The organism is Solihabitans fulvus (assembly GCF_008386585.1).
In the GTDB taxonomy this organism is placed as follows: Bacteria; Actinomycetota; Actinomycetes; order Mycobacteriales; family Pseudonocardiaceae; genus Solihabitans; species Solihabitans fulvus.
Window position 1 is genome coordinate 107,101 of record NZ_VUOB01000042.1, and the last position, 23,169, is coordinate 130,269.

Annotated in this window: 17 protein-coding genes; 3 read left to right on the forward strand and 14 right to left on the reverse strand. The window is 72.8% G+C overall.

The genetic code is table 11. From position 1 onward, the window contains the following. The first annotated feature begins 32 nt into the window (after window positions 1-32). The gene (locus tag F0L68_RS24345; RefSeq protein ID WP_149852103.1) at window positions 33-3,068 is read left to right on the forward strand and encodes a glycosyltransferase family 4 protein; all 3,036 of its coding nucleotides are present in this window, start codon (window positions 33-35) and stop codon (window positions 3,066-3,068) included. 6 nt (window positions 3,069-3,074) lie between these two features. Here F0L68_RS24345 and F0L68_RS24350 read toward each other — a convergent pair whose 3' ends face one another. From F0L68_RS24350 to F0L68_RS24400, 10 genes are all read right to left on the reverse strand, one after another. Further along, window positions 3,075-5,192 (reverse strand): NB-ARC domain-containing protein, encoded by a 2,118-nt coding sequence (locus F0L68_RS24350; RefSeq protein ID WP_149852105.1) that lies wholly within the window; start codon window positions 5,190-5,192, stop codon window positions 3,075-3,077. 93 nt (window positions 5,193-5,285) lie between these two features. Next, window positions 5,286-5,918 carry a hypothetical protein gene (locus F0L68_RS24355; RefSeq protein WP_149852106.1) on the reverse strand — a complete coding sequence of 211 codons (633 nt, stop codon included), beginning with the start codon at window positions 5,916-5,918 and terminating at the stop codon, window positions 5,286-5,288. 39 nt (window positions 5,919-5,957) lie between these two features. After that, a complete protein-coding gene (locus tag F0L68_RS24360; protein WP_149852108.1) occupies window positions 5,958-7,073 on the reverse strand; it encodes an EndoU domain-containing protein in 1,116 nt (371 codons plus the stop codon). A gap of 77 nt (window positions 7,074-7,150) precedes the next feature. After that, window positions 7,151-7,714: a YbaB/EbfC family nucleoid-associated protein gene (locus F0L68_RS24365; protein ID WP_188316788.1), complete on the reverse strand. Its 564-nt coding sequence runs from the start codon at window positions 7,712-7,714 to the stop codon at window positions 7,151-7,153. A 40-nt stretch (window positions 7,715-7,754) separates the two neighbouring features. Further along, on the reverse strand, window positions 7,755-8,801 hold the full coding sequence (locus F0L68_RS24370) for a WXG100 family type VII secretion target (protein WP_149852111.1): 1,047 nt from the start codon (window positions 8,799-8,801) through the stop codon (window positions 7,755-7,757). Then, window positions 8,798-9,112: a type VII secretion target gene (locus F0L68_RS24375; protein ID WP_149852113.1), complete on the reverse strand. Its 315-nt coding sequence runs from the start codon at window positions 9,110-9,112 to the stop codon at window positions 8,798-8,800. Before F0L68_RS24375 ends, F0L68_RS24370 begins: the two co-directional genes overlap by 4 nt. Window positions 9,113-9,132: 20 nt before the next feature. Further along, complete coding sequence (locus F0L68_RS42615; RefSeq protein ID WP_188316789.1) at window positions 9,133-11,175, reverse strand: hypothetical protein; 2,043 nt, start codon at window positions 11,173-11,175, stop codon at window positions 9,133-9,135. Between the two features lie 66 nt (window positions 11,176-11,241). Then, window positions 11,242-12,669 carry a WXG100 family type VII secretion target gene (locus F0L68_RS24385; protein ID WP_188316790.1) on the reverse strand — a complete coding sequence of 476 codons (1,428 nt, stop codon included), beginning with the start codon at window positions 12,667-12,669 and terminating at the stop codon, window positions 11,242-11,244. A gap of 37 nt (window positions 12,670-12,706) precedes the next feature. Further along, window positions 12,707-13,225 carry a YbaB/EbfC family nucleoid-associated protein gene (locus F0L68_RS24395; protein WP_149852118.1) on the reverse strand — a complete coding sequence of 173 codons (519 nt, stop codon included), beginning with the start codon at window positions 13,223-13,225 and terminating at the stop codon, window positions 12,707-12,709. Between the two features lie 88 nt (window positions 13,226-13,313). Then, window positions 13,314-15,011 carry a caspase, EACC1-associated type gene (locus F0L68_RS24400; RefSeq protein WP_188316791.1) on the reverse strand — a complete coding sequence of 566 codons (1,698 nt, stop codon included), beginning with the start codon at window positions 15,009-15,011 and terminating at the stop codon, window positions 13,314-13,316. A 185-nt stretch (window positions 15,012-15,196) separates the two neighbouring features. On the opposite strand from F0L68_RS24400, the gene F0L68_RS24405 reads away from it, so the two are divergent. Continuing rightward, window positions 15,197-16,537 (forward strand): MFS transporter, encoded by a 1,341-nt coding sequence (locus F0L68_RS24405; RefSeq protein ID WP_149852120.1) that lies wholly within the window; start codon window positions 15,197-15,199, stop codon window positions 16,535-16,537. Between the two features lie 111 nt (window positions 16,538-16,648). Beyond that, window positions 16,649-17,137 (forward strand): PH domain-containing protein, encoded by a 489-nt coding sequence (locus F0L68_RS24410; protein WP_188316792.1) that lies wholly within the window; start codon window positions 16,649-16,651, stop codon window positions 17,135-17,137. Window positions 17,138-17,259: 122 nt separating this feature from the next. On the opposite strand, the gene F0L68_RS24415 is transcribed toward F0L68_RS24410, so the two are convergent. From F0L68_RS24415 to F0L68_RS24430, 4 genes are all read right to left on the reverse strand, one after another. Further along, entirely contained in the window at window positions 17,260-18,168 is a 909-nt protein-coding gene (locus F0L68_RS24415; RefSeq protein WP_149852122.1) for a Gfo/Idh/MocA family protein, read from the reverse strand. A gap of 464 nt (window positions 18,169-18,632) precedes the next feature. Further along, complete coding sequence (locus F0L68_RS42620) at window positions 18,633-18,800, reverse strand: hypothetical protein (RefSeq protein WP_188316793.1); 168 nt, start codon at window positions 18,798-18,800, stop codon at window positions 18,633-18,635. 130 nt (window positions 18,801-18,930) lie between these two features. Then, entirely contained in the window at window positions 18,931-20,238 is a 1,308-nt protein-coding gene (gene aspS, locus F0L68_RS24425) for an aspartate--tRNA(Asn) ligase (RefSeq protein ID WP_149852123.1), read from the reverse strand. Window positions 20,239-20,404: 166 nt separating this feature from the next. Further along, window positions 20,405-23,149, reverse strand: a complete 2,745-nt coding sequence (locus tag F0L68_RS24430; protein WP_149852124.1) for a helix-turn-helix transcriptional regulator — start codon at window positions 23,147-23,149, stop codon at window positions 20,405-20,407. Between the last annotated feature and the right edge of the window lie 20 nt (window positions 23,150-23,169).

Genomic DNA, 23,169 nt, shown 5'->3' on the forward strand with positions numbered 1-23,169 from the left:
CCGCGAGTCGCGCGTGGCTATCCTCGGCCTCCGTGACCACGCGCCGCCCGACCGTCGTCGTCGCGGTGCACGACGGCCTCTACGGTTGCGGAACTGGCGCCGGGTACGCGAACCGCGCCTTCCTCGCCGCCGTGGTCGGCGCGCTGTCCCCCGCAGTGCGGCTGGTCGTGCTGCCCGTCCGGCTGAGCGCGGCGAGCTCCGAGCGGCACCCTGCCTGGCACCGCGACCTGCTCGGTCTCCTTGGCGCGGCCAACATTCATCCGGTGGACAACGGCACCTCGGGGCTGGACCGCTGGGGCGGGCTGCCGAACTTCCGCCGACTGTGCGACCACGCGGCGCGGGTCCTGCGCGAGCACGTGCTGCCCGTCGCGGGACCGCTGCTGATCGTCGCCTTCGACGTTCCCTTCCTCGGGCTGTCCGCGCTGCTGCCCGCCGAGGCGGTGCCGCACCTCGTCCTCGTCCCCAGGTCCAGCGGGCTCAGCCACACGCCGTGGGACCGCGACCGGATCGAGTGGGAGCGGGACGGGCTGCGCCGGCACGTGGCCCACGGCGGTCGGGTCGGCGCGATCTCCGGCCACATGGCGCGGCACCTGCGCCGCGACTACGGCGTGCCGCCGCGGGCCCTGATCGACCTGCGCGACGGCCTCGCGCCGGACGACTGGGCGCTGCCGCGTGACGCGCCGATCCCGTTGCCGCCCTTCGTGTTCGCGATGGGGCGCGCCGAGCCGTACAAGGGCTTCGACGACCTCCTCGATGCGCTGGCGATCCTGCGGTCCGACGGCCACCGGCTGCCGCATCTCGTCCTCGCGGCGACCACCGAAGCGGCCACGACCGAGTACCAGCGTCGGCTGGCCGCACGCGTCGACCGGCTCGGCCTCGACGCGACCCTGCGCACCCGCTTCGGCCCCGAGGTCCGGGGGCTGCTGACGCATCCCGCGCTGCGTGCCGTCGTGGTGCCGTCGCGGGCGGAACCCTTCGGCCGCATCCCGGTCGAGGCCTTTGCGGCGGGCGCCGGCCCCGTCGTCGCCACCACCGCGGGCGGCCTGCGCGAGCAGGTCGTCGACGGGGTCACCGGGTTCACCAGCCCGCCGGGCGACCCTCGGCGGCTCGCCGCCGCGATCCGCCGGGCGCTACTGGCCGACGACGCGTCCCTGGCCGCGCTGCGGACTGCGGGCCGCGCGCTGGCCGAGCGCCGCTTCGACTACGGCAGGAGCGTGCTCGGCTTCCTGGCCGCGCTCGCGCCGTGGGCGACCGACGAATCCGCCGCGATGATCGGCTACGGTCAGCACAACGGTACGGCGGCCCACCTCGGTCCGTCCGCGAGGGGGGTGGGGTCGGTGAGCAGCGCGCCGTGGGTGAAGGCACCGGTCGGCCGCCAGACCCCGCACTGGAACACGATTCGCGCCGAGCGGCAGATCCTCGTCGTGGTGCACAACGTCACCGCGGCGACCAGGCTGCTCGACGTGATCGGCGCGTTCGACAGCGACCCGCGCGTGCAGGTCGTGTTCTCCTGGAACGGCTCCGACCCGTTCCACCACGGCCTCGACGAGCTGCTGAACCGGCTCGGGGTGATCGTGATCCCGTGGGAGCAGGCCATCCAGACGGAGTTCCACCTCGCGATCACCGCGAACCACGGCGGCCTCACCGAGCTGACCGCGCCGATTGTCGTGTTGTCACACGGAATTGGCTACACTAAGAATTCACCCGGAAACCGGAAACCGGAAACCGGAAACCGGAAACCGGAAACCGGAAACCGGAAACCGGAAACCGGAAACCGTCAGGTCTTCGGTCTTTCGCCGCAGTGGCTGCTGTACGACGGGCAGCCCATCGCCGCCGCGCTCGTGCTGTCCCACGAGGAACAGCGCGAACGGCTGGCCAAGGCCGTCCCTGAGGCGCTGTCCACGGCCGTGGTCGCCGGCGATCCCTGCTACGACCGCATCGCGGCCAGCCTCCGACACCGGGCGCGCTACCGGCGGGCGCTCGGCGCCGAGGACGGGCGCCGGGTCGTCGCGGTCACCTCGACCTGGGGGCCGCGCTCGCTGCTCGGGTCGTGGCCGGAGCTGTTCGGGCGGCTGCTCGCGGAGCTGCCCGTCGACTCCTACCGCGTCGTCGGCATCGTGCACCCCAACGCGTGGCACGGGCACGGGCCGTGGCAGGTCCGCACCTGGCTGGCCGACGCCGTCCGGTCGGGTCTCGTGCTGGTGCCGCCGCTGGAAGGCTGGCGGGCGGCGCTGATCGCGGCCGACGGCGTGATCGGCGACCACGGCTCGGTCACCACCTATGCCGCCGCGATCGACCGGCCGACCCTGCTCGGCGCGTTCCCCGAGGACGACATCGCCGACGGCTCCCCGGTGGACCTGCTCGGCCAACTCGCGCCGAGACTGCACCGGGACCGGCCGCTGCGGGCGCAGCTGGACCGGGCCATCGACGACCACGCGCCCGGCCGGTTCGCCGCCGTCGGCGACCTGGTCACCTCGGTGCCGCACGAGTCCCTCGAGCGGCTGCGCCGCCTGTTCTACTCGCTGCTGGACCTGCCGGAACCTCCGGTTGAACCGCCCGTGTTCCGCCTGCCCCGCAAGGGTTTGTCCGCGCCGCGCACCCCGTCGGCCACCCTCGTGGTGTGCGCGGTGACGGACCGGACGGCCACGATCACCCGCTATCCCGCCGAGGTGCGCGCCGACGGTTTCTCAGGCGGCGGCCGCGAGGCGGCGCATCTCGTGGTGCACGCCGACCATCCGGGGCGGCGCATGCTCGGCACGGCGGACATCGTCGTCGGCGAGCACACCGAGGACGACCCGGATCCCGAGGACTGGCTGCGCGCAACGATGGTCGAGCACCCCGGCATCGCGCTGGCGGCGCTGATCGACGGCCGGGGCGCGTGCCTGGTGCGCACCTGCGACGGCGACCGCCTCGACCTCGTGCCGGACGGCGCGGACGCGGACCCGACGCTGTGCGCGTCGGTGGTGCACAGCTGGCTCGCCGACGGGCGCGACCCGGCCGCGCTCGGCCCCACCGTCACGATCCGCGCCGGACACCGGGTGTTCGACGCGCGGGTCGTGCCGCGCTGACCCGCGCTACTCCCCCTCGGCGGCGGGCCGACGGGTGAGGTCCGCCTCGGCGTCGCGCTGACGTTCCGCGAGTTCCGTCGCGATCCGTTGCGACTCCGCGCCGTGCCGCAGAGCATGGTCGGCCAGGCCGAGCCGCTCGCTGGCGACGGCGGCCGCCGCGTGCAGGTATGCCTGCCACGCCAGGGATCCCTGCTCCCCCAACACCTCCAGCGCCTGGCGCAGGTTCGCCAGCGCCTCCTCGGTGCGGCCGAGGTCGAGCTGCGCCTGCCCGAGGCTCACCGCGGTCTTGGCGACGTTGACCGGATCCCCGTTGCCGGCGAAGAAACTCCACGCGTCGGTCAGCCTCGCCACGGCCTGCGCCGCCCGGCCGGTCGCGACGAGCACCCGCCCGCTGTGCATGTCGTACAGGGCGAAGGCCCTCGGCTTCTTCGTCTCATCGGGCCACTGCTCCGCGAGCGCCCGTGCCTCGTCGAAACACCGCAGCGCCTCGTCGAACTCGCGGGCGCGCTCGTGGATGAACCCGATCCACTCCCTGGGGCTCTGCCGGCCGACCGGTCCGTCCGCGAGGTCGAATGCCCGCTCGAACTGTTCGCGCGCCCGCGCGTTGTCCCCCAGCTCGAAGTACGCCGACCCGAGCTGGTTGTGCAGCTGCACCCGCGCGGCGAGGTTGTCGACCCGCTCGGCCTCGGCGAGCCCGGCCTGATGGGTGGTGATCCAGTCGTCGAAGTGGCTGCGCTGGAAGTACAACGGGAACAGACCGACGCACAGCTGCCAGGCGCTGTCGCCGAACTCGCCCTTGGCCGCGGTCAGCACCGCCGCGAGGAGGTTCGCGCGTTCGGCCTCCAGGTCGGCCAGCGCCCGCGCGGTCGCCAGCGGGCCGGCGTACTCGGCGGGGACCGCGTCGTACAGGTCCTCGCACGCGCGGGGACGCGCGGACAGTACCTTGTCGCGGGCGACCAGGAAACGCAGGTAGTGGGCCACCATCCGGCGCAGCGCCTCGGTGCGCTCCTGCTGGGCGTCGAACTCCTCCGCGCGGGCGCTCGCGTGCAGGCGAACCAGGCTGTGGAAGCGATAGCGGTCCGCGCCCTGTTCGCCGAGCAGGTTGGCCTGGACGAGGTCCGCCAGCAGCTCCTCGGTGTCATCGGGCGACCGGTCGAGCAGCGTGGCCGCGGCGCGCACGTCGAAGTCGGCGCCGTCCCAGAGGCCGAGCAACCGGTACGCGCGGGCCTGCTCGCCGGCCAGCTCCCGATAGCTGACCTCGAACACGGCCCCCACGAACAGGTCCTCGTCGACGGCCAGGGCCTTGAGCCGGTTGCGTTCGTCGCCGAGGACCGTGACGAAGCGCGTCACCGAGCCCCGATAGCGGGTCCTCAGCTGGATTCCCGCAATGTGCAACGCCAACGGCAGGCCGTCGCACATGCCGACGAGGGTCTCCAACGCGATCCGGTCCTCCGGCCGCAGCGTCCCGCCGATCACGTCCGAGATCAGTTCCAGCGCGACCGGCGTCGCGAGGGGATCCAGCTCCGTCGGGTGAAAACCCTTGATACGCAGGCCATCCAGCCGATTTCGGCTGGTCACCAGCACCGCGCTGCTGGTCGACGCGGGGAGCACCGCGTTGACCTGGCGCGCCGTGTGCGCGTCGTCCAGCACGACCAGGATGGCCCGGCCTGCGGTCCGCCGCTGGTACTCGGCCGCCTTGTCCGTGTCCGACGCGGGTATGTCCGTGCAGCCCAGCTGACGCAGCAGCGTGGCCAGCAAGCTGCCGACCGGCACGGCCCCGGTCGGCGCGGAACCGCCCAGCTCCGCGAACACCACGCCGTCGACGAAGCGGGACCCGATCTCGTACGCCAGGTGCACGGCGAGCGCTGTCTTGCCGACGCCGCCGATCCCGGTGATCGCGAACCGAGCCAGCTGCTCCCGCTCGGCCGCCTCGTCGAGCAGGCGGTTGACCTCGGCGATCGGCCCGGCACGGTCGACGAACGGCGAGTGGGCCGCCGGCAGCACCCACGGCGGTTTCGGCGCGGCCGGCGCGGCCTGGATCACCAGATTGTCGATCCGGTACGCCTGCACCAGGTTGCCGAGGACCGTGCCGCTGACCTCGTTGTGCCCGGTCGACTCGCTCACCAGCAACCCCCTGCCTCGCAGGGTACGACCATACCGAGGCTCGTCCGCGCGGAGTCACGCAACACGCACACCCGGTGACCGCCGCGCCTGGCGCTAGGGCGAGATCACCGGGAAGTACACGAGCGGCTGGTTGGACACCGTGTCGTAGTAGCCGGCGATCTCCATGCCACGCCACAGGCCCGACCAGGCGCCGGTGGTCTCGTCGGCGATGAGCTCCGCCGACTGCCAGGCGCCCTGCCCTGCCTCCACCACCTCGTTCCCGCTCCACTCCCGAGGAAAGCTGGTGCGGTTGACCAACACCGCGCCCGCCCCGCCGGCGAGCTCCAGCCACGTCGCGGCGCGCTCGATCGTGGGGTAGCCGGCCGGCCGGCCCAGCCCCGGTTCCCGTGCGGTGCCGACGAGGAACTGCCGAAGTCCCGTCAGCACCGGCCAGAACAGGTCGGCCGGCAGGAACAGCGTTTCCCAGCGGTCGTACAGGCTGTCCAGCCGAACCCCGCCGGGCTCGAACGCGACCACCCCGCCGTTGCCCTGCACCATGCGCAGGCGGGGATCCGGCGCGCGCGCCGCGGTCTGTAGCTGACCTACGAACGCGTCGAGCGCAGCCACGTTGGGCTGCGCGTCGGTGCACAGCCACGCCGCCAACGGCAGCAGCGGCGCCGGCGCCGTCACGCGCAGGCGACGCCACTCGTCGAACGTGAAAACGATCCGGTCGTCGATTCCGAACATCTCATCCTCGTTCCGTCGGGCAGGCACGCGAGGCGCGGCCTAGTAACCTTGCGGCAGCTCGGCGAAACCGTTGCGAAGCTCCTCTTGCCGCTTGGCGAGCGCGGCGGCCTGCTTGTCCGGGTAGTAGGTCGACGCCTGACCGGTCTTCGGATCGTAGTAGCCGCCGATCTGCACGTACTCGCCGTTGGGCAGCCGCCCGGTGCCGGTCCACTTGCCCGGCCCCGCTGGCTTGCTGTGGTTCCAGGCGTCCTGCGCGGCCGACTGGATGTCGGTGGGGCGCACGCCGATGGGGAACATCGTGCTGACCGGCTTCTCGACCGTGCTGAGGTGCTTGTTCGGGCCGACGGTGAGATTCGGGTTGTTGTGCCCTGGATTGATGATCGGGTTGTTGACGCTGTAGACGCCGTTCCACTCCGTCCGGCCGAACGTGCTGTTGGGCCCGATGGTGACGCCGCCGCCGTCGTGCACCGAGACGTGACCGCCGGTCGGCTTTCCCTTGCCGTTGAACCCGCCGTACAGGACGTGTTCGTGGGTGTGCTGCGGGATCGGGCCGACACCGAGCGGCGGCCGGCCTCCTGGCGGCGCGGACGCCGGAGCGGGATGGGGTGGCCTAGCGGCACCGGGACCACCGGCCGGCGGCCGGCTGGACCCGTTGCCACCGGCCGGCGGCCGACCCGAACCGCCACCCTGTGGGGGACGGGGCGGCCGACCGGAGCCGGACTGGGCGGGACGTGGCGGCCGACCTCCACCAGAGCCGGACGGCCTTGGGCCCGAGTGCGCCAGGTTGTTGACCATCCCGCCGGCGTTCGCCGCGTGTCCGCCAAGGGCCTGCGCGCCGTTGTTGTACCCGTTGACCGCGTTGGCCACGCCGCCACCGCCACCGCCACCGCCGCCACCAGGAGGACGACCACCACCGCCACCAGGGGGACGGCCACCGCCGCCGGGCGGGCGACCGCCGCCACCGGGCGGTCGGCCACCACCGGGCCGACGGCCACCCGGCGCGCCGCCGCCGGGGTTGCCCCCGCCGTGCGGGCTGCCGGCCCCACCGCCGTGCGGCGCGCCGCCGCCGGGGTTGCCCCCACCGGCCCCACCGCCGTGCGGGGCGCCGCCGCCACCGTGATAGCCGCCCCCGCCGCGACCGCCTCTGCCTGGCATGCGCTACACCGTCATTCGGTAGTTGGTGTCCGAGACGGTCGACCGCCTCCGGGAACAGCTGGGCAGGTTCGGCCCGGTCACCACGGGTCCGCCATGACGTCGTCGTCCTCGTCGCGGCTGGCGTGGCCGCGCGCCGGGCTCGCCGCGACAGCGGCCACCGGTGCGGGTGGCGGGGCGACGGGGTACGACCGGCTCGACGGGATGTCGTCCTCGACGTGACTCAGACCGAAGCCGGCGTTGACCTGCGTCGACGGCAGGGCACCCTGCTCTTCCGACGGCTGGGGCGGGAACTTCTGCTGGTAGTTGCCGACCACGGCCGCTGCGGCCTCCGGATCGCCGGGCGCGACCTCGGCCATGATGCCCTGCACCCGCCCGGCCAGCTGCGCCTGCGCTCGCTTGATGCAGCCCATGATCTGCTGCGCCACCGTCGACGCGCTCATCCGCTGGATGTCCTCGGACAGCGCGATGTCCCGCACGTTCCCCGACGAGTCCACCGTCACGCGGATCGCGCCGCCCGCGGCCTCCTCGGACACCACGACCGAGGAGACGCCCTGCTGCACGACCTGGAACTGGCGCGCCCGTTCGGCGACCCGCGCGCTCCACTGGTCGACGAGCCGCTCGACGTCCTCTGGTCCGTTCACGATCTTCCGTCCTTCGTTCGGTGGGCCGGTTTCCCGGTCCTCATGCCCAGTTCGCGACGATGCCCGAGGCGTCGGCCATGACGGCGTTCATGCCGCCTGTCGGATCGGCCACGAGGTTGGCGTTCCAGGCCGGGATGCGGTTGACGATGTCGTTGACGCATCCCGCCGCCGCCTGCTGGATCTGGGCTCGCGCGGAGCCGGCGAGCTTGCCGGCGGACTCGACGATGGTGGCGATGCACTCGGCCGCCTCGGCAAGGCCGCTCAGGTCGCCGTGCTGTCCCTGGGCCTGCGTCCGGTAGTTGTCCGCCGCCGCGCCCTGCCAGTCGCCCAGGTGTGCGGTGAGGGTGCCGTGCAGCTGGTCGCAGGAGTCGCGGGCGAGCTTGGCGACCTGCCGCCACAGCTCGACGTACTGCGCGACCGCCGAGGGGTCGCCGGCAAACCACGACATGGCCTCGTGCATCGGTTGCAGCATCTGGGGAAGCCCTGGCACCTGGAGGCCGTCGAGCGCGTCGAGCGGGTTGGCTACCGAGCCGAGCGCGGCGATGCCGTTGTCCATCACGCCCAGCTGCGGATCGACCCAGTCGCCGCCGGCGACGGCGGAGTTGACGCCAGCCAGTTGGCCGGCAATCTCGTATCCGGAACCGGAACCAGCGCTCTGGCCGGAGCCCGCGTTGCCGCCCTGGCCGGAATCCGAGTAGCCGCCGCCAGCGCCCTGGCCGGGATCGCCGTAGCCACCGCCGCCGTAGCCGCCCTGGCCGGAATCCCCGTAGCCACCGCCGTTCTGCTGGGCCGGCTGCTGCCCGTAACCGCCAGCCCCGTAACCGCCCTGGCCGTAACCGTTGTTGCCGAACATCCGGTCGCCCAGGTTCTGACCGATGCTGCCACCCAACCCGGAACCGAGGCCCTGCCCAAAGGACTGGCCGAACCCGCCGCCCTGGCCACCGCCGTAACCCTGGCCGCCTGCGTGGTTGTCACCGCCGTAACCGCCGCCGGGGTGCGGCTGGCCACCGGCGCCGCCGCCGGGGTGCGGCTGCCCGCCGGCCGGCGGTCCCTGGGAGTGGTGCGGCGTGCCGCCCCGGGGGCTCACGCGGACACCGACCCGGAGTTGAAGGCCGCCGCGTTCGCGCTCTCGGTCGCGTCGTAGGACGCCACGGTCGCGTGCACACCCTCCACACTGGACCGCAACGACTCAGTGCCGCGCTGGAATGCCTCCTGCGCGCCCTGGATCAACGGCTGGATCATCGACGCCACCGACGCGCCCATCGGGCCGAAAGCCTGTACCGGCAACGCGGCCTGGGTAGCCGCCGCCAACGCCTGCGTCAGCTGGTCGCTGACTCCGCCAAGGTGCTGGGCATGGGTTCGCAACGCGACCAGGTCGACCTGCTGACCATCCACCACGACATTCCCCTCCTAACTGACTACTGGCCCGCGAGCTTCGCGGAGATGGCCCCGATCACCGGCGGCGGGATGTTCTGCCCGTCGTCCGCGCCGAAGATGTTCTTCTGCCCCTTGATGTAGGACTTGGACTTGCGTTCCTTGTCCTCGCCGCCCTGACCGCCCTTGGCGCCGCCCATGCCCTGTCCCATACCGCCGCCCGCCGGTCCGCCGGGGGTCGCCGGGCCGCCGTGTGCCGCGCCGCCGCCGAAACCGCCCGGCTGGGCCGGCTGGCCGGGCAGCGCGGCCGAGGCCGCGCCGCCGGACATCGACGAGCCGCCCTGGTTGGCCGCGACACCCGGCGTGGCCGTGCCGCCCGGCGTCGACAGACCACCCGGCGTCGACAGCCCGCCGACCGAACCCGACGAGCCGCCCGCGTGTCCCGGCATCTCCGGCGCCACGAACCCGGACGCCGAGGTGGTGCCCGGCATGACCGGGTGCGGCGTCGGGGGCAGGCCGGGGAAGTCGATCCGCTGCGGCGGGGGGATCACGGGTCCGTGGCCGAGCGGCGGCAACGTGCCGCCGTTCGGGTTGAAACCGCCGCCCCCGAAACCGCCACTGCCGCCACCGAAACCGCCGCCGAGGCCACCGCCACCACCACCGGGCAGGTTCAGGTGCGGCACGTTCGGCTTCGGGAAGTCCATGGGCGGCGGGGCGGAACCGCCGCCGCCACCACCGCTGCTGCCGCCTCCGCCGCTGCCGCCGCCGAAACCGCCGCCACCGCCGGAGTCGCCGCCACCGCCACCGGAGTCGCCACCGCCACCGAAGCCGCCGCCCGACGATCCGCCGCCGCCACCAAGGCTGAGCGGCGGCGGGCCGCCGCCCGCTCCCGGGCCGCCGCCGAGGCCGCCGCCTGGACTGCCCGCCCCGAGTCCGTCAGGGCCACCCGCACCGGGACCGCCAAGGCCAAGCCCACCGGGACCACCCACGCCGAGTCCACCGGGCACGGCCGCACCGAGTCCCCCAGGGCCACCGACACCAAGCCCACCGGGGCCACCCGGGCCAAGCCCGCCAGGGCCGCCCACGCCGAGCCCACCGGGGCCACCGGCGCCAGGACCGCCCGTGCCGAGCCCACCGGGACCACCCGCGCCGGGACCACCCGCGCCGGGGCCGCCAAGGCCGAGCCCACCGGGACCGCCGGCCCCGCCGGGACCGCTCTGCGTCCCGATACCGCCGCCACCGGCAGGACCAACGCCGTTCGGGCCGCCAGCACCGCCGGGGCCGCTCGCGCCGCCGCCCGAACCGCCACCCATCAGTTGGGCGGCGTGCTGGTCGACGTTGTTGTAGTCCGCCGCCGTGTTCTGCAACCCGGTGACCGCGTTGCCGACCGCCTGCGAGGTCTGGCTGACCAGGGAACCCGCGCGGTCGCAGGCCGACCGCGCCATCGTCGCGAACACCTGCCCGACCAAGCCGAACGTGTCGACGCCGAAGCTCAGCCCGCCGATCGACTGCGCGCACCCGTCGAGCCGGTCAGCGCGCTGGCCGAGCCCCTTGGCGAAACCCTCGATGGCGGACCCGTCCACCGCGTAGCCGCTGCCCGAACCACCGCCCGGCCCCGCTCCCGAACCGCCCTGGCCCGCGCCGCCCTGACCGGGATCGCCGGAGCCGCCGGCACCGGAGCCGTAACCGCCCGCGCCGGAACCACCCTCCTGCCCGTAGCCGCCCGAGCCCGAACCGCCGTCGCCCTGCCCCGAGCCGTAGCCACCGCCCTGGCCGGAGCCCGAGTAGCCGCCCGCGCCGGACTGCTGCTGCCCGTAACCGCCCTGGCCGTAACCGTTGTTGCCGAACATGCGGTCGCCCAGGTTCTGGCCGATGCTGCCACCAAGCCCGGAACCGATGCCCTGCCCGAAGGACTGGCCGAACCCGCCGCCCTGGCCACCGCCGGGGTTGTGCTCGCCGCCGTAACCACCGGCCGCACCGCCGCCCGTCCCACCACCACCAGGATGCGGAGCAGGAGCAGGCGCACCGCCACCAGGGTGCGGCGCAGAGGCCGGCCTGCCGGCGGAACCGTGCCCAGAGCCCTTCATGCCATTCGCCTCAATCCCACGTCAACGAGCGTCTCGGGCCTCCACGCGCCGCGGCGGCCGTCAGCCTCAGTACAGGTTCTTCGTGTTCTGGTGCTCCGGCGGCCACTCGATCGGCGCGGACCGGGCGGGCGGGACCGGAGCGCCCTGCGGCCCGGACACGCTCTGCTGGGCGGTCAACGACGACCCGTCCGACGCGACCGGTGTCCGCATCGCCGGCACGTTCTGGCCCGACGGGATGGTGCCGCTGCTCGACGATCCGGTCGCCAACGAGTTCAGGTTGTCGATCCCGTTCGCGATGCCGTTGACCGCACCGGGCAGGGCGGTCACCACACCGACCGCGGCGGCGAAGCGACCAAGGATCTTCGCGATCTTCTCCATCACCTCGATCACCTTCGCGAACCGACCGGCGTTCCGGCCGAGCGCCGCGACCAGCTTGGCGATCTTCGCGGCGCACTTGGCCGCCAACGCCGCCGCCTGGCCGACGGCCGCGCCGATGAACGCCGGTATCGACGCGCCGAAGGTGAAGGCCGCCGCGGCGAGCGCCGCCAGCCCCTCCATGATCAGGTCGCTGAGCAGCTGCGAGATCAGGTCGCGCACCACATCGCGCAACGCCGACACGAGGTCGCCGGACACCGAGACGACCAGCTCGGCGCCCTTGACCGCCTTGGACAACGTGACCAGCTCGCCGGTGAGCCGCGACATGCTGCCCTTGCACGCGTCCGCGGCCGGCCCCTGCCAGTCCTGGAGCTGGCCGACGTCGCTGTCGTGCTCCTGCGCGATGGTCTGGATCTCGACCGAGATCTGACTGAGCTGGTCGCTGTTCGCCGCGATCGCCTGCGGGTCGCCGAGCAGGGCGTCCAACGGCTCGCGCAGGAAGCTGATGTTGTCCAGCAGCCAGCCGACTCCCGCCGACAGCAGCGAACCGAACGGGTCGACGATCATGCTCGCCACGTCGGCCGCGGCACCGACCGCCACACCCACCTGGGCGGCCTCGTCCGACGCGCCCTTGGTGATCTCGTCGAGCTGGGCGTCCAGATCCGCGGTGCCGCCGTCCGCGCCGGAGGAGCCGCCGGCCGCGCCGCCGGGCCCCGCCCCGCCGCCGGAACCGCTCGGGCTGACCTGCGCCGGCTGCGTCGACCCGTCGTAGGGCGCCTGCTGGCCGCCGCCGTACTGCCCGCCGCCCGACTGTCCGCTGCCCGACTGGCCACTGCCGTACTGACCGTTGCCGTACTGGCCATTGCCGTACTGACCGTTGCCGAACATGCGGTCGCCCAGGTTCTGGCCGATGCTGCCGCCGAGCCCGGACCCGAGTCCCTCGCCGAAGGCCTGGCCGAACCCGCCGCCGCCCGAGCCACCCGGGTGCTGGTCGCCACCGCCCGACTGCCCGCCAGGATGCTGGCCGCCGCCACCGCCCGACTGCCCGCCGGGGTGCTGCCCGCCACCGCCGCCCGAGTGGTACTGGCCGGTGCCGCCTCGCGAGCCGTGACCGGTCATGCGATCCGCTCCCATCCGGGTGCCAACGTCATGTCATTCACCAGGGCAGCCTGTTCTCGTCCTCGTCGTCACCCTGCGCCGCGGGCCGCGCCGGAGCCTGCCGCGCCGCCGGCCGGCTCGGGGCGTGCATGGGCGGTGCGGCCGGGGGCGGCGGAGCGTCGACCGGGGCGTAGGGATCGGCCTCCTCCGGCTCACCGACCTCGTCCTCGTCCGGCGGCGCGTAGCGGGTGAGCATCTCCATCGCCTGCGTGCCGGAGCCGAGCGGCGCGAACGCCTCGACGACCTGGCTCGCGGCCTGGCGCTGCGCCTGGCCGACCGTCTTCATGATGATCGTGGTGAGCTGGGCAGGCGTGTGGGTGTAGGCGTGGCGGCCGAGAACGAGGTTGAGCAGGCTCCCCGTCGGGCTCACCGTCACGGTCACCGTCTCGTCGGGCGAGACCGAGGTCGCCGTCGACTCCGCGAGCCGCTCCTGAAGCTCGGCGGATCGGCGCTGAAGCTCGGAGACCTTGCTTCCGAAGCCATCCAGCCACTGCTGCGACTCCACCCGCGCCCCCATGGTCCGATGCCCGGGATGTGGCCACCTAATGGCCGGGGCACGTTCCCAAGGCACGTTAACCGTCTCCAACTAGGCGAATTCCTAGTTCTCAGGAAGCGGGTCGCACCAGGTCGGCCGGGACGGCCACCAGCGCGTCCACGCCGTCACCCCCGTCGCCGTCGCTGAGCCGGACGGCGATGCGGTGCCGCGTGGCGAGCCTGGCCACCACGAACATCCCGGTCCGGTGGATCACCTCGCCACCGGGATAGATCGCCGGCGGATCGGCGAACCGCCGGTTCGCCTCGTCGAGGTCCCGGTCGGTCATGCCGACACCCCGGTCTCGGACCCGGATCACCAACCGCCCGTCGGCGGCCTCCACCACGGTCACGGTGACCATCGTCTCCGGCGACGAGTACGCGGTCGCGTTGTCGATGAGCTCGGCAAGCAGGTGCACCAGGTCACGGGCCGCGGAGCCCGCCACCAACAGCGCGGGCGCGGTAGTCCAGGACACCCTCGAGTACTGCTCGATCTCCGAAACCGCCGCGCGGACCACGTCGACGACAGGCACCGGGTTCGGGCTCTCTGGGCCGAGGTGGTGGCCGGACAGGATCAGCAGGTTCTCGCTGTAGCGCCGCATCCTGGTGGCCAGATGATCCAACTTGAACAGGGAGGCCAGGTGGTCGGGGTCCCGCTCCTCCTGCTTCAGCCTGTCGATCACGCCGAGCTGGCGTTCCACCAGAGACTGGCTGCGCCGCGAGAAGTTCACGAACAGGTGGTTGAGCTGTTCGCGCTGTGCCGCCTCCTGGACCGCCAGCTCGACTGTCTCGTGGTGCCGCGCGGACGCGCTGGCCTGATTCGACACCGGCTGCCCCGGCGAGGCGATGGCCGACCGCGCCGCGCGCGCCACCTGGCTGTCCGGGTCCGCCGTCAGCTGGTCGAGCGCCCGACGCGCGCTGCCAGCCAGCAGCGGATCCTCGCCGTCGACGAACTCGATCAGGTAGCCGAGCGCGGCGTGCCGCACGGCGGACAGCGGGCTACGCAGCGCGTCGACGACCTCCCGGGGCAGCCCGACACCCAGCCGAGGCCCCTTCGGGCTTCGCGCGATGATCAGCGGGCCGGCGAAGGTGCAGTCGAACTTGGGTGTCTGCTTGGGATTGCGGTCGCGAACCTGGTGGTAGACGTACCGGTACAGCTCGTCGACGTCGACGAGACCGTCGCCGTCGAGGTCGGCGTCGCCGGTGCGCAGCCCCTCGACCAGGACCTCGGTGAACACCGACCGGGTGCTGCCCCCGGTGATCGCCACGCCGTCGATCTCGTAGGCGTACTCCAGGGCCGTCGACGCGGTCAGGATGACGCTGCCGCGCCCGGACAGGAACTCCTGCACCGGGACCTCCTCGCCCGCCCGATGCACGTGCGAGCGCGGAAAGGCGCCACCGAAACAGCAGTCCAGCACCACCATCGTGCGCCGGGAGTAGCTGCGGTCGATCTGGTCGCGGACGAACTGCGCGGGGACCGTAGTCGACCTCGGCAGGCCGTGCTCGGTGTCGGTGGTGGCCAGGTACAGCTGGCCGGCGTCGTCCTTGATGCCGTGGCCCGAGAAGTACAGCAGCAGCACGTCGTCGTGTCGCGCCTTGGTGAACACGCTCTCGATCTCGCGCGTCACCCTGGACGCGGAGGCGTTGCGCAGCACGGAGGTCCGGTAGCCGCCGACGGCCGGGTCGCACAGGACCTCGGCCAGTGCGGTGGCGTCGTGGTGCGGCGCGGCGAGCGTTCGGAGCGTGCCGTCCTGGTACTCGTCGGTCGCCACGAGTAACGCAATGAGTCTGCCAGCCATGCGCACCCGTCCCACCGACACCCTGTGTGTCCCCGCGATCCTCCCACGGGCCGTCCGCGCGGTCGGCCAGCATGACAACCGAGGCACGATCGGGCGGTTCGCTGGACGCCGGCAGGACGGATCCGCTACGCATCTCTCCTGAGCAACCGAGGAGGACCATGTCGGTGCTGCCAACCAGGACGCGGATCAGCTACTCGCTCGGCTCGTTCGTGACCGGAGCGTTCGGCACGGTCCCCGGGCTGCTGCTCCTGCCCTACCTGACCGACACGATGGCCGTGCCGGCCGCGGTCGCCGGGCTTGTCGTGTTGGTCCCGAAGGCGTGGGACGTGCTGTTCAACCCGGTCGCCGGCCGCCTGTCCGACAGCAGCCTGACCAGGCGCGGCAGCAGGCGGCGGTTCCTGTTGCTCGGCGGGCTCGGCGTGGCCGCGCTGTTCGCCGTCATGTTCGGGCATCCCGGCTTCGGCACGACCGGCGGCGACGTGACGTACGTGGTGGTCGCGTTCTTCCTGTGCGCCACGGCGTACGCGTTCTTCCAGGTGCCGTTCAACGCGCTGCCGGCGGAAATCACCGACTCGCCGCAGGAACGCACCAGGTTGACCAGTTGGCGGATCGGCTTCCTCGCCATCGCGATCCTGGTCTCCGGCGGCGGCGCGCCAGCGATCACCACCGGCGTCGGCGGGGTCGCCGGCTACCGCGTCATGGGCGTCATGATCGGGCTGTTCATGCTCGTCGGGACGCTCGGGGTGTTCTTCGGACTGCGGAACGCGCCGGTCGGCTCGCTGCGGCCGACCACGGTCGGCAGGCTGGAGCTGTTGGCGACGATGCGCCAGTGGCGGCCGTTCCGTTGGCTGCTCGGGGTGTACTTCGTGCAGGCGTTGGGTGTCGGCACGGTGCTCGCCGGGATCAGCTACCTGGCCCGCTACATCCTCGGTGACGCCGGCTACCAGACCGTGCTGTTCGGCGTGTTCGTCGGGCCCGCGCTGGTGATGATGCCGGTGTGGCCAAGGATCGGGGCGCGCTGGGGCAAGCTGGCCGGGTTCCGGATCGCGACGGCCGCCTTCGGCGTCGCGCTGTTCGGCATGCTCGGCGCACGGGTGTTCCCGCTCGGCGTGACGTTGTGCTTCGCGGCGCTCGCCGGGATCGGCTACGCGGGGATCTCCGTGTTCCCGCTGGCGATCCTGCCCGACCTGATCAGCGCCGAGGAGGAGCGCACCGGCGCGACGCGCGCGGGTGTCGCGGCCGGCGTGTGGACGGCGTCCGAGACACTGGGTCTCGCGCTCGGGCCTGGCCTGTTCGGCCTGGTGCTCGCCTCCGGCGGCTATCTGTCCAGTGTGGACTCCTCGGCGGCGCAACCGCCGAGCGCGCTCACCGCGATCATGATCGGTTTCGCCGTGGTGCCTGCGGTGTTGATCCTGCTCGGCATCCCGCTGTTGCGGCGATCGGTGCTGGAGGAACGCCCGCCGGCCGCCGTGCCGACCCCGGTCCCGAACGAGAGCTGACGCCTGCCAACGCGCTGTGCGACCCGACCGACCACATCGAGCCGTCGCCGCTGCGGGACACCGGCCGCGCGCACCCGAGAACCCGGCCGATCAGCGCCTATGCTGCCGCACGTGAGCCCAGCCGCGAGCGCCGCCGACGATCAGCAGGTCAGCTACCGGCTCGCCCCGGCACAGCGGACCAGGATGCGCCGCGTCGCCGGATACCTCCTGATCGTCCCCGCCGTCGGCATCGTCGCCACCTGGCTGGCCGGCCCCGGCCCGTGGACCGTCCTCGTGCTGCTCGGCGTCGGGTTCGCGGTGGCCACGGTGGCGCTGGTCTACCCCACCGCTGGCCGCACCGTCGTCGACGGCGCCGGCATCCACGCCAACCGCCCGCTCTCCCGCCACCACTATCGGTGGGCGGACATCACCGCCGTGGAGGTCGTCCGGACCAGGGACCGCAGCGGTGTGCAGACCCGCCTGGCCGTCCGCACCGGCCGCCGCCGCCCGCACCTGCTGCCCGCGCCCCGCAGTTACTCGCTCTGGGCGGATCCCCGGTTCGAGGACCGCGCCACCGAGATCATCCTCGCCGCCAGGCAGCGGCAACCCGGGCAGCGCTGACCGCGCGACCGGACCCGTCGACGACCGCCCGCTGACGATCACCCGTTAACGATCACCCGTTAACGATCACCTGCTGACGATCACTCGCCGACGACCACTCGCCGACGATCACCCGGCGGCGACTACCCGCCGACCTGCCCGCACGCCGCCTCGACGACGCGTTCGCACAGCTCGTGGGTGCGCAGCGCGTCGGTCGGGTCGACGAGCCGCCCGGCCACGACCTCGTCGAGGAAGGCGACCACGATCTGCTCGATGCCGCGCTGGCGGGCGACGGGTGTCCAGTCGTCGCGGCGGGTCAGGGTCGGCCGGCCGTCGTGGTCGACCACCTCGGTGAGGTTGCGGATCTCCCGCCTGGTGTCCCGCCCGGACACCTCCAGGATCTCCTCGACGGACCCGCTGCGGCGGTTCATCACGCCGACGGCGGTGCAGCCGTCGCCGGAGAGCTGGAGCAGCACGTGGTCGACCAGGCCGTCCCGGCCCCGCGCCCGCACGTCCACGTGGTCGATCTCGCCGGGCAGCAGGAAGCGGAGGGTGTCCACCACGTGGATGAAGTCGTCGAACACCATCGAGCGCAGCTCCTGCGGCAGGCCGACGCGGTTCTTCTGCATGACGACCAGGTCGCGCGGGTGGTCGAGGCAGGAGGCGTAGGCGGGCGCGTAGCGGCGGTTGAAGCCCACCATCAGGCTCACCCCGCGCTGCTGGGCGAGGCGCGCCAGGCGCTCGCTGTCGGCGAGGTTGTCCGCCAACGGCTTGTCCACGTAGGTGGGCACGCCGGCCTCGATCAGCCGCGTCACGATCTCGGGGTGCGCGGCCGTCGGCGCGTGCACGAACGCGGCGTCGAGGCCGACGGCGAGCAGCGCGTCGAGGTCGGCGTGCCGGTGCGCTTCGGGGATCCGGTGGATGTCCCCGATCCGCCGCACGGTGGCGGGGGTTCGGCTCTGTAGGTGCGGTTCGACACCGGGCCGGGTGGTCAGCACCGGGAGGTACGCCTTCTCCGCGATGTCCCCGAGCCCGATGCAGCCGACCTTCACGACGCCTCCATGGTGCGCCGCTCCGCGTCTGGGAGGCCGTGCGCGCACGGCCGAGCATAGGTAACGGCCCGCGCCGACGCCTCCCTGGCCTCGACCGACACGACCGCCAACCCGGTCGAACCCGTTGTGCGCGTTCAGGTTCACGCGTCAGCGGCGACAGGGCGCTGCCGTTGCCGCGGCTCGGCCTGTCCGGTTCGGTCTGAGGTACGCTGCGTCCACGCCGCGACTACGTGAGGAGGTGAGCCCGATGACCGGAACCGGTTCCAACCGGGCACTCCTCGCCGGCGCGTTCGCCTTCGCGGGCTGAACCGCACTGGGAGTGTCCGTCCACGACACACACTCTCAGTGAAGGAATCATGACAGCCACACCGTTCCAGATCGCCGTGTCCGACGACGTCCTCGACGACGTTCACCAGGAGGGGCGTCGCCGAGACCTGGCACGAGCTGATGACGAAGACCCTTGGCTACCAACGGTTCGGGGCCGTCGGCGGCGATATCGGCGGCGGCGTGACGCAGTGGCTCGGCGCGCTGTGCCCCGGCGAGGTCGTCGGCGTGCAGATCACCTCGGCGGTCATCGCGGCCGATTTCGCCGCGCAGCCGCCGACCACGCAGGAGCAGGCGTTCCTCGACACCGTCGCCGCGTACGACGCTGAGGACCAGGGCTACAGCGAGATCATGTGCACGCGGCCGGACACGATCGCCGCACAGCAGCGTGCCCCCTCGACCGCAGGGGTCGAGGGGGCACGCCGGCGAAACTTGGTACTACGGCTCCAGGCGGTTGGGGCCGCGGAACAGGAACGTGGTCTCGCGGATGCTGTCGACGCCGAGCAGCACCATCATGATGCGGTTCAGGCCGGCGCCGAGGCCGCCGTGCGGGGGCGTGCCGAACCGGAACGAGTCGAGGTAGGGCTTGAGCGGCTCGGTGGCCATGCCCTTCTCCTCGGCCTGCTTCATGAGCACGTCGTAGCGGTGCTCACGCTGCGCGCCGGTGGTGATCTCGATGCCCTTCCAGAGCAGGTCGAAGCTCTCGGTCACCTCGGGCCGGTCGGCATTCCGCATGTGGTAGAACGGCCGGACGCCGATCGGGAACTCGGTGATGAACACGAACTGGTGGCCGTACTTCTCCTGCACCAGCGCGGAGATCGAACGCTCGCCCTCGGGGTCGAGGTCGCCCTTGACCTTCTCCGGCTTCCAGCCCTGCTCGGTCAGCTGCTCGATCGCGTCGCGCATGGTGATGCGGGGGAACGGCAGCTCCGGCACGACGACCTCGACGCCGAAGAGCTCCTGGATCGCCTCGCCGTGCTTCGCCTTCACCTCGGCCAGCACGTGCGCGAGCATGCGCTCCTCGAACGACATGACGTCCTCGACGCCGTCGATCCAGGCGAGCTCGAGGTCGATACCGGTGAACTCGGTGGCGTGCCGCGAGGTGAACGACGGCTCTGCGCGGAACACCGGGCCGATCTCGAACACCTTGTCGATGCCGCCGGAGATCGCCATCTGCTTGTAGAACTGCGGCGACTGCGCCAGGTAGGCGGTGCGGTCGAAGTACTTCACCTTGAAGACCTCGGCGCCCGACTCCGAGGCGGTGCCCATGAACTTCGGCGTGTGCAGCTCGGTCGCGCCCTCGCCGTAGGCGAACTCGCGCAGCGCGGCCTCGACCGTGGTCTGCACCTGGAAGATCAGCGTCCGCGCCGGGTTGCGCAGGTCGAGGAAACGCCAGTCGAGACGCTGGTCGATGCCGGTCAGCTCGTTGATCGGCAGCGGCGAGTCGGCCGCGTTGACGACCTCGACGGAGTCCGGCACCAGCTCGATGCCGCCGAGCTTGACGATCGGGTTCTCCACGATCGTGCCGGTCACCTTCACGGCCGACTCGATGGCGGCGTGCTCGAAGGTCTCCTCGGTCTCCGAGGCGGGCTCGGTGCGCTTGTTGGTGACCTGAACCATGCCCGTGTGATCACGCACCAGGACGAACTGCATCTTGCGCTGGAGCCGGGAGGTGTTGATCCATCCGTAGACGGTCACACGCTCGCCGATGTGTGCGGGGAGATCCCGCACCAGAGTCCTGGGCATCGCACATCCTCGATAGCTCGTGCACTAGACAGATTCGCGCTGGTCGGGCCGACGCTCGCGGCCGGTTGAGGTTATCGCATCGTCGGTGCGCGCCCGGCGACCGGTGCGCGGGCCCGGACACGCGCGGTGACCGCGCGCTCACCCCGCCCCGGCCGCCCAGGGCAGATCACGCCTGCCGCGCCGCGGTGTCCAGATCCAGCCTGGCGAGCTCCGTCCTGGTCGCGACGCCGAGTTTGGGGAACGCGTTGTACAGGTGGTAGCTCACCGTCTTCGGGCTGAGGAACAGCTGCGCGGCGATCTCGCGGTTCGTCACGCCGGTCGCGGCCAGCCGGACGACCTGGAGCTCCTGCGGGGTGAGTTGGTTGAGCCGGTTCGCGGCGCCCGAGGCCGGCGCGAGGGTCTGGCCGGTGGCGCGCAGCTCGGTCCGGGCGCGGTCCGCCCACGCCATCGCCTGCACGCGCTCGAACGCCTCGACGGCGCGGCCCAGCTGGGTGCGGGCCTCGGCGCGGCGGCGCTGCCGCCGCAGCCACTCCCCGTAGACCAGCTCGGTCCTGCCGCGTTCGAACGGGCAGTCGTCCCTGCCGTGCAGGGCGAGCGCGGCCAGGTAGCTCTCCTCCGCCGCAGGGCCGTCGGTCAACAGGCCGCGACACCTGGCCAGCACGGCGTCCGCCCAGTCCTGCCCGATGTGCTCGACCCAGGCCATGAGGCGCGCCAACGGTTCGGCGGCCCGGTCGGGTCGGCCGAGCCGCACCGCGGCCTCGATCCAGTCCGGCATGCTCCTGGTGATGGGCAGCTGGTAGCCGAGCGGCCCGGTGAACAACGCCTCCAGCCGGTCCAGCACGGCCGCGTACCGTCCGGCGCCGAGGTCGAGCAGGCTCAGCGCCGCGTGCGCCCACGACGGACCCGGCGCGCGCCGCAGCAGCTCGGTGCCGAGCAGGCACTCGTTGGCGTGCGCGCGGCACTCGTCCTCGGCTCCCCTTCGGGCCGCGACATAGGCCAGTACCCCGTGCACGTGCACGGCCCTGTGGTGTTGTCGGGTGTCGCGGGCGATCCGCAGCGCCTCGGTCGCCGACACGAGCGCGTCGCGGTGCAGCCCCGCGAACAGCTGCGCGACCGACTGGTAGATCAGCGACAGCGGCAGCCAGCCGACCACGCCGTGCGTGCGGCAGTCGGCGGCCATCCGCGCGGCCTGGTGGTAGGTCCGCCGGTAGTCGCCGGTCAGCAGGAGCAGCGCGGCGAGCATGGATCGGTGCGAGAAGCTGACCTCGCGCGTCTCGGCGCGCTCGGCCCACACCCGGAGCCGTTCGAGGTCGCCGGGCGGCCAGCCGACGGTCAGGCCGCTGCCGAGGAGCTGGCCGAGCTGCATCGGGCCGTCGGCGTCCGGCGACAGCCGAGACAACAGTTCGGTGGCGCGCCGGCCGAGGTCCGCTTCGCCGACAAGCCAGCAGTACTGGATCGTCTCGGCGAGCATCCCGTCGGCGACCCTCGGGTGCTCCGCCATGATCGGGACGACCGCATCGACCAGGTCAGGGAAGGCGCTGTCGTCGGTGCCGTCGCGGAACTGCGTGGTGGCCCTGACATAGGCGAGCCTGGCCACCATCAGCGGGTCGGTGGTCTCCCGGATCGCCACGGCGGCCAGCGCCCGCGCCTGGTCGACGTCGCCGGCGTACGCCGAGGCCTCCGCGGCGACGGCGAGCCTGCGCACCTTCGCGACCGGGTCGACGCTCAGCGCGGCGGCCCTACCGTAGGCGGCGGCGACCGCGCCGTAGCCGCTGCGGTCCCTGGCGCGTTCGGCCGCGCGTTCCAGGGCGGACGCGGTCGGCTCGTCCGGCCCGGTCGCCGCCGCCGCGTACTGCCAGGCCCGCAGGTCCACGTCCTGCTCACCGTCGAGGACGCGCGCGAGCGCCCGGTGCGCGGCGAGCCGCTCGGACAGCACCGCGCCCTGCCGCAGCGCGGTGCGCACGAGCGGATGGCGGAACTCGATGGCCTGGCCGCGCGCGGTGACCAGCCCGACGCGTTCGGCCGGCGCGAGGGCGGCGGGCTCGACCCAGAGCGTCGCGGCGGCCCGCAGCACGACGTCGAGCCGCCCCGTGTCGTCGCAGGCCGCCACGAGCAGCACGGTCCGCGTCTCGACCGGCAGGGCGTCGATGCGCTTGCGGTAGGCGTCCTGGATGCGTTGCGGCAACGGCAAAACCCCGAGCCCGAACACCCCGGCCGCCGCCGAATCGGCCACCCCTCGGCCGGCCAGCTCGATGAGCGCCAGCGGGTTGCCGCCGGTCTCGGCGAGCACCGCGTCCCGCAACCTGGCCGGCATGTCCGGGGCGTGTTCGGCGAGCAGCACCGACGAGGACTCCTGGTCGAGCCCGTGCAACCGCAGCTCGGGCAGGCCTGCCGACGGGAACGCGCTGTGCTCGTCCCGCGCCGCGAACACCAGCGCGACACCCTCGGCCTCCAGCCGTCGCGCGGCGAACAGCAGCGCCTCGGCCGAGGCCGTGTCCAGCCACTGCGCGTCGTCGACCAGACACAGCAGCGGGCCGTCCTCGGCGAGTTCGGACAGCAGGGTCAGCACGGCGAGCCCGATCAGGAACCGGTCGGCGCGCGGCGCGGCGTCCAGGCCGAACGCGCCGCGCAACCCGGACGCCTGCGGACCGGGCAATGTTCCGATGCGGTCCAGCACCGAGCGGAACAACAGGTGCAGGGCGGCGAAGGGCAGCTCGGCCTCGGTCTCCACGCCGACGCCGCGCAGCACCCGCAGACCGGTGTCCGCCGCGGTTCGGCCGGTGTGCTCCAGGAGGGCGGTCTTGCCGACCCCTGGCTCGCCGCGCAGCACCAGCACGCTGCTGCGGCCGGACCGGGCGTCGGCGAGCAGGCGACCCAACTCGCGTTGTTCCTCGGACCGTCCATAGAGCACGGTCGCGAACGTACCCGAGC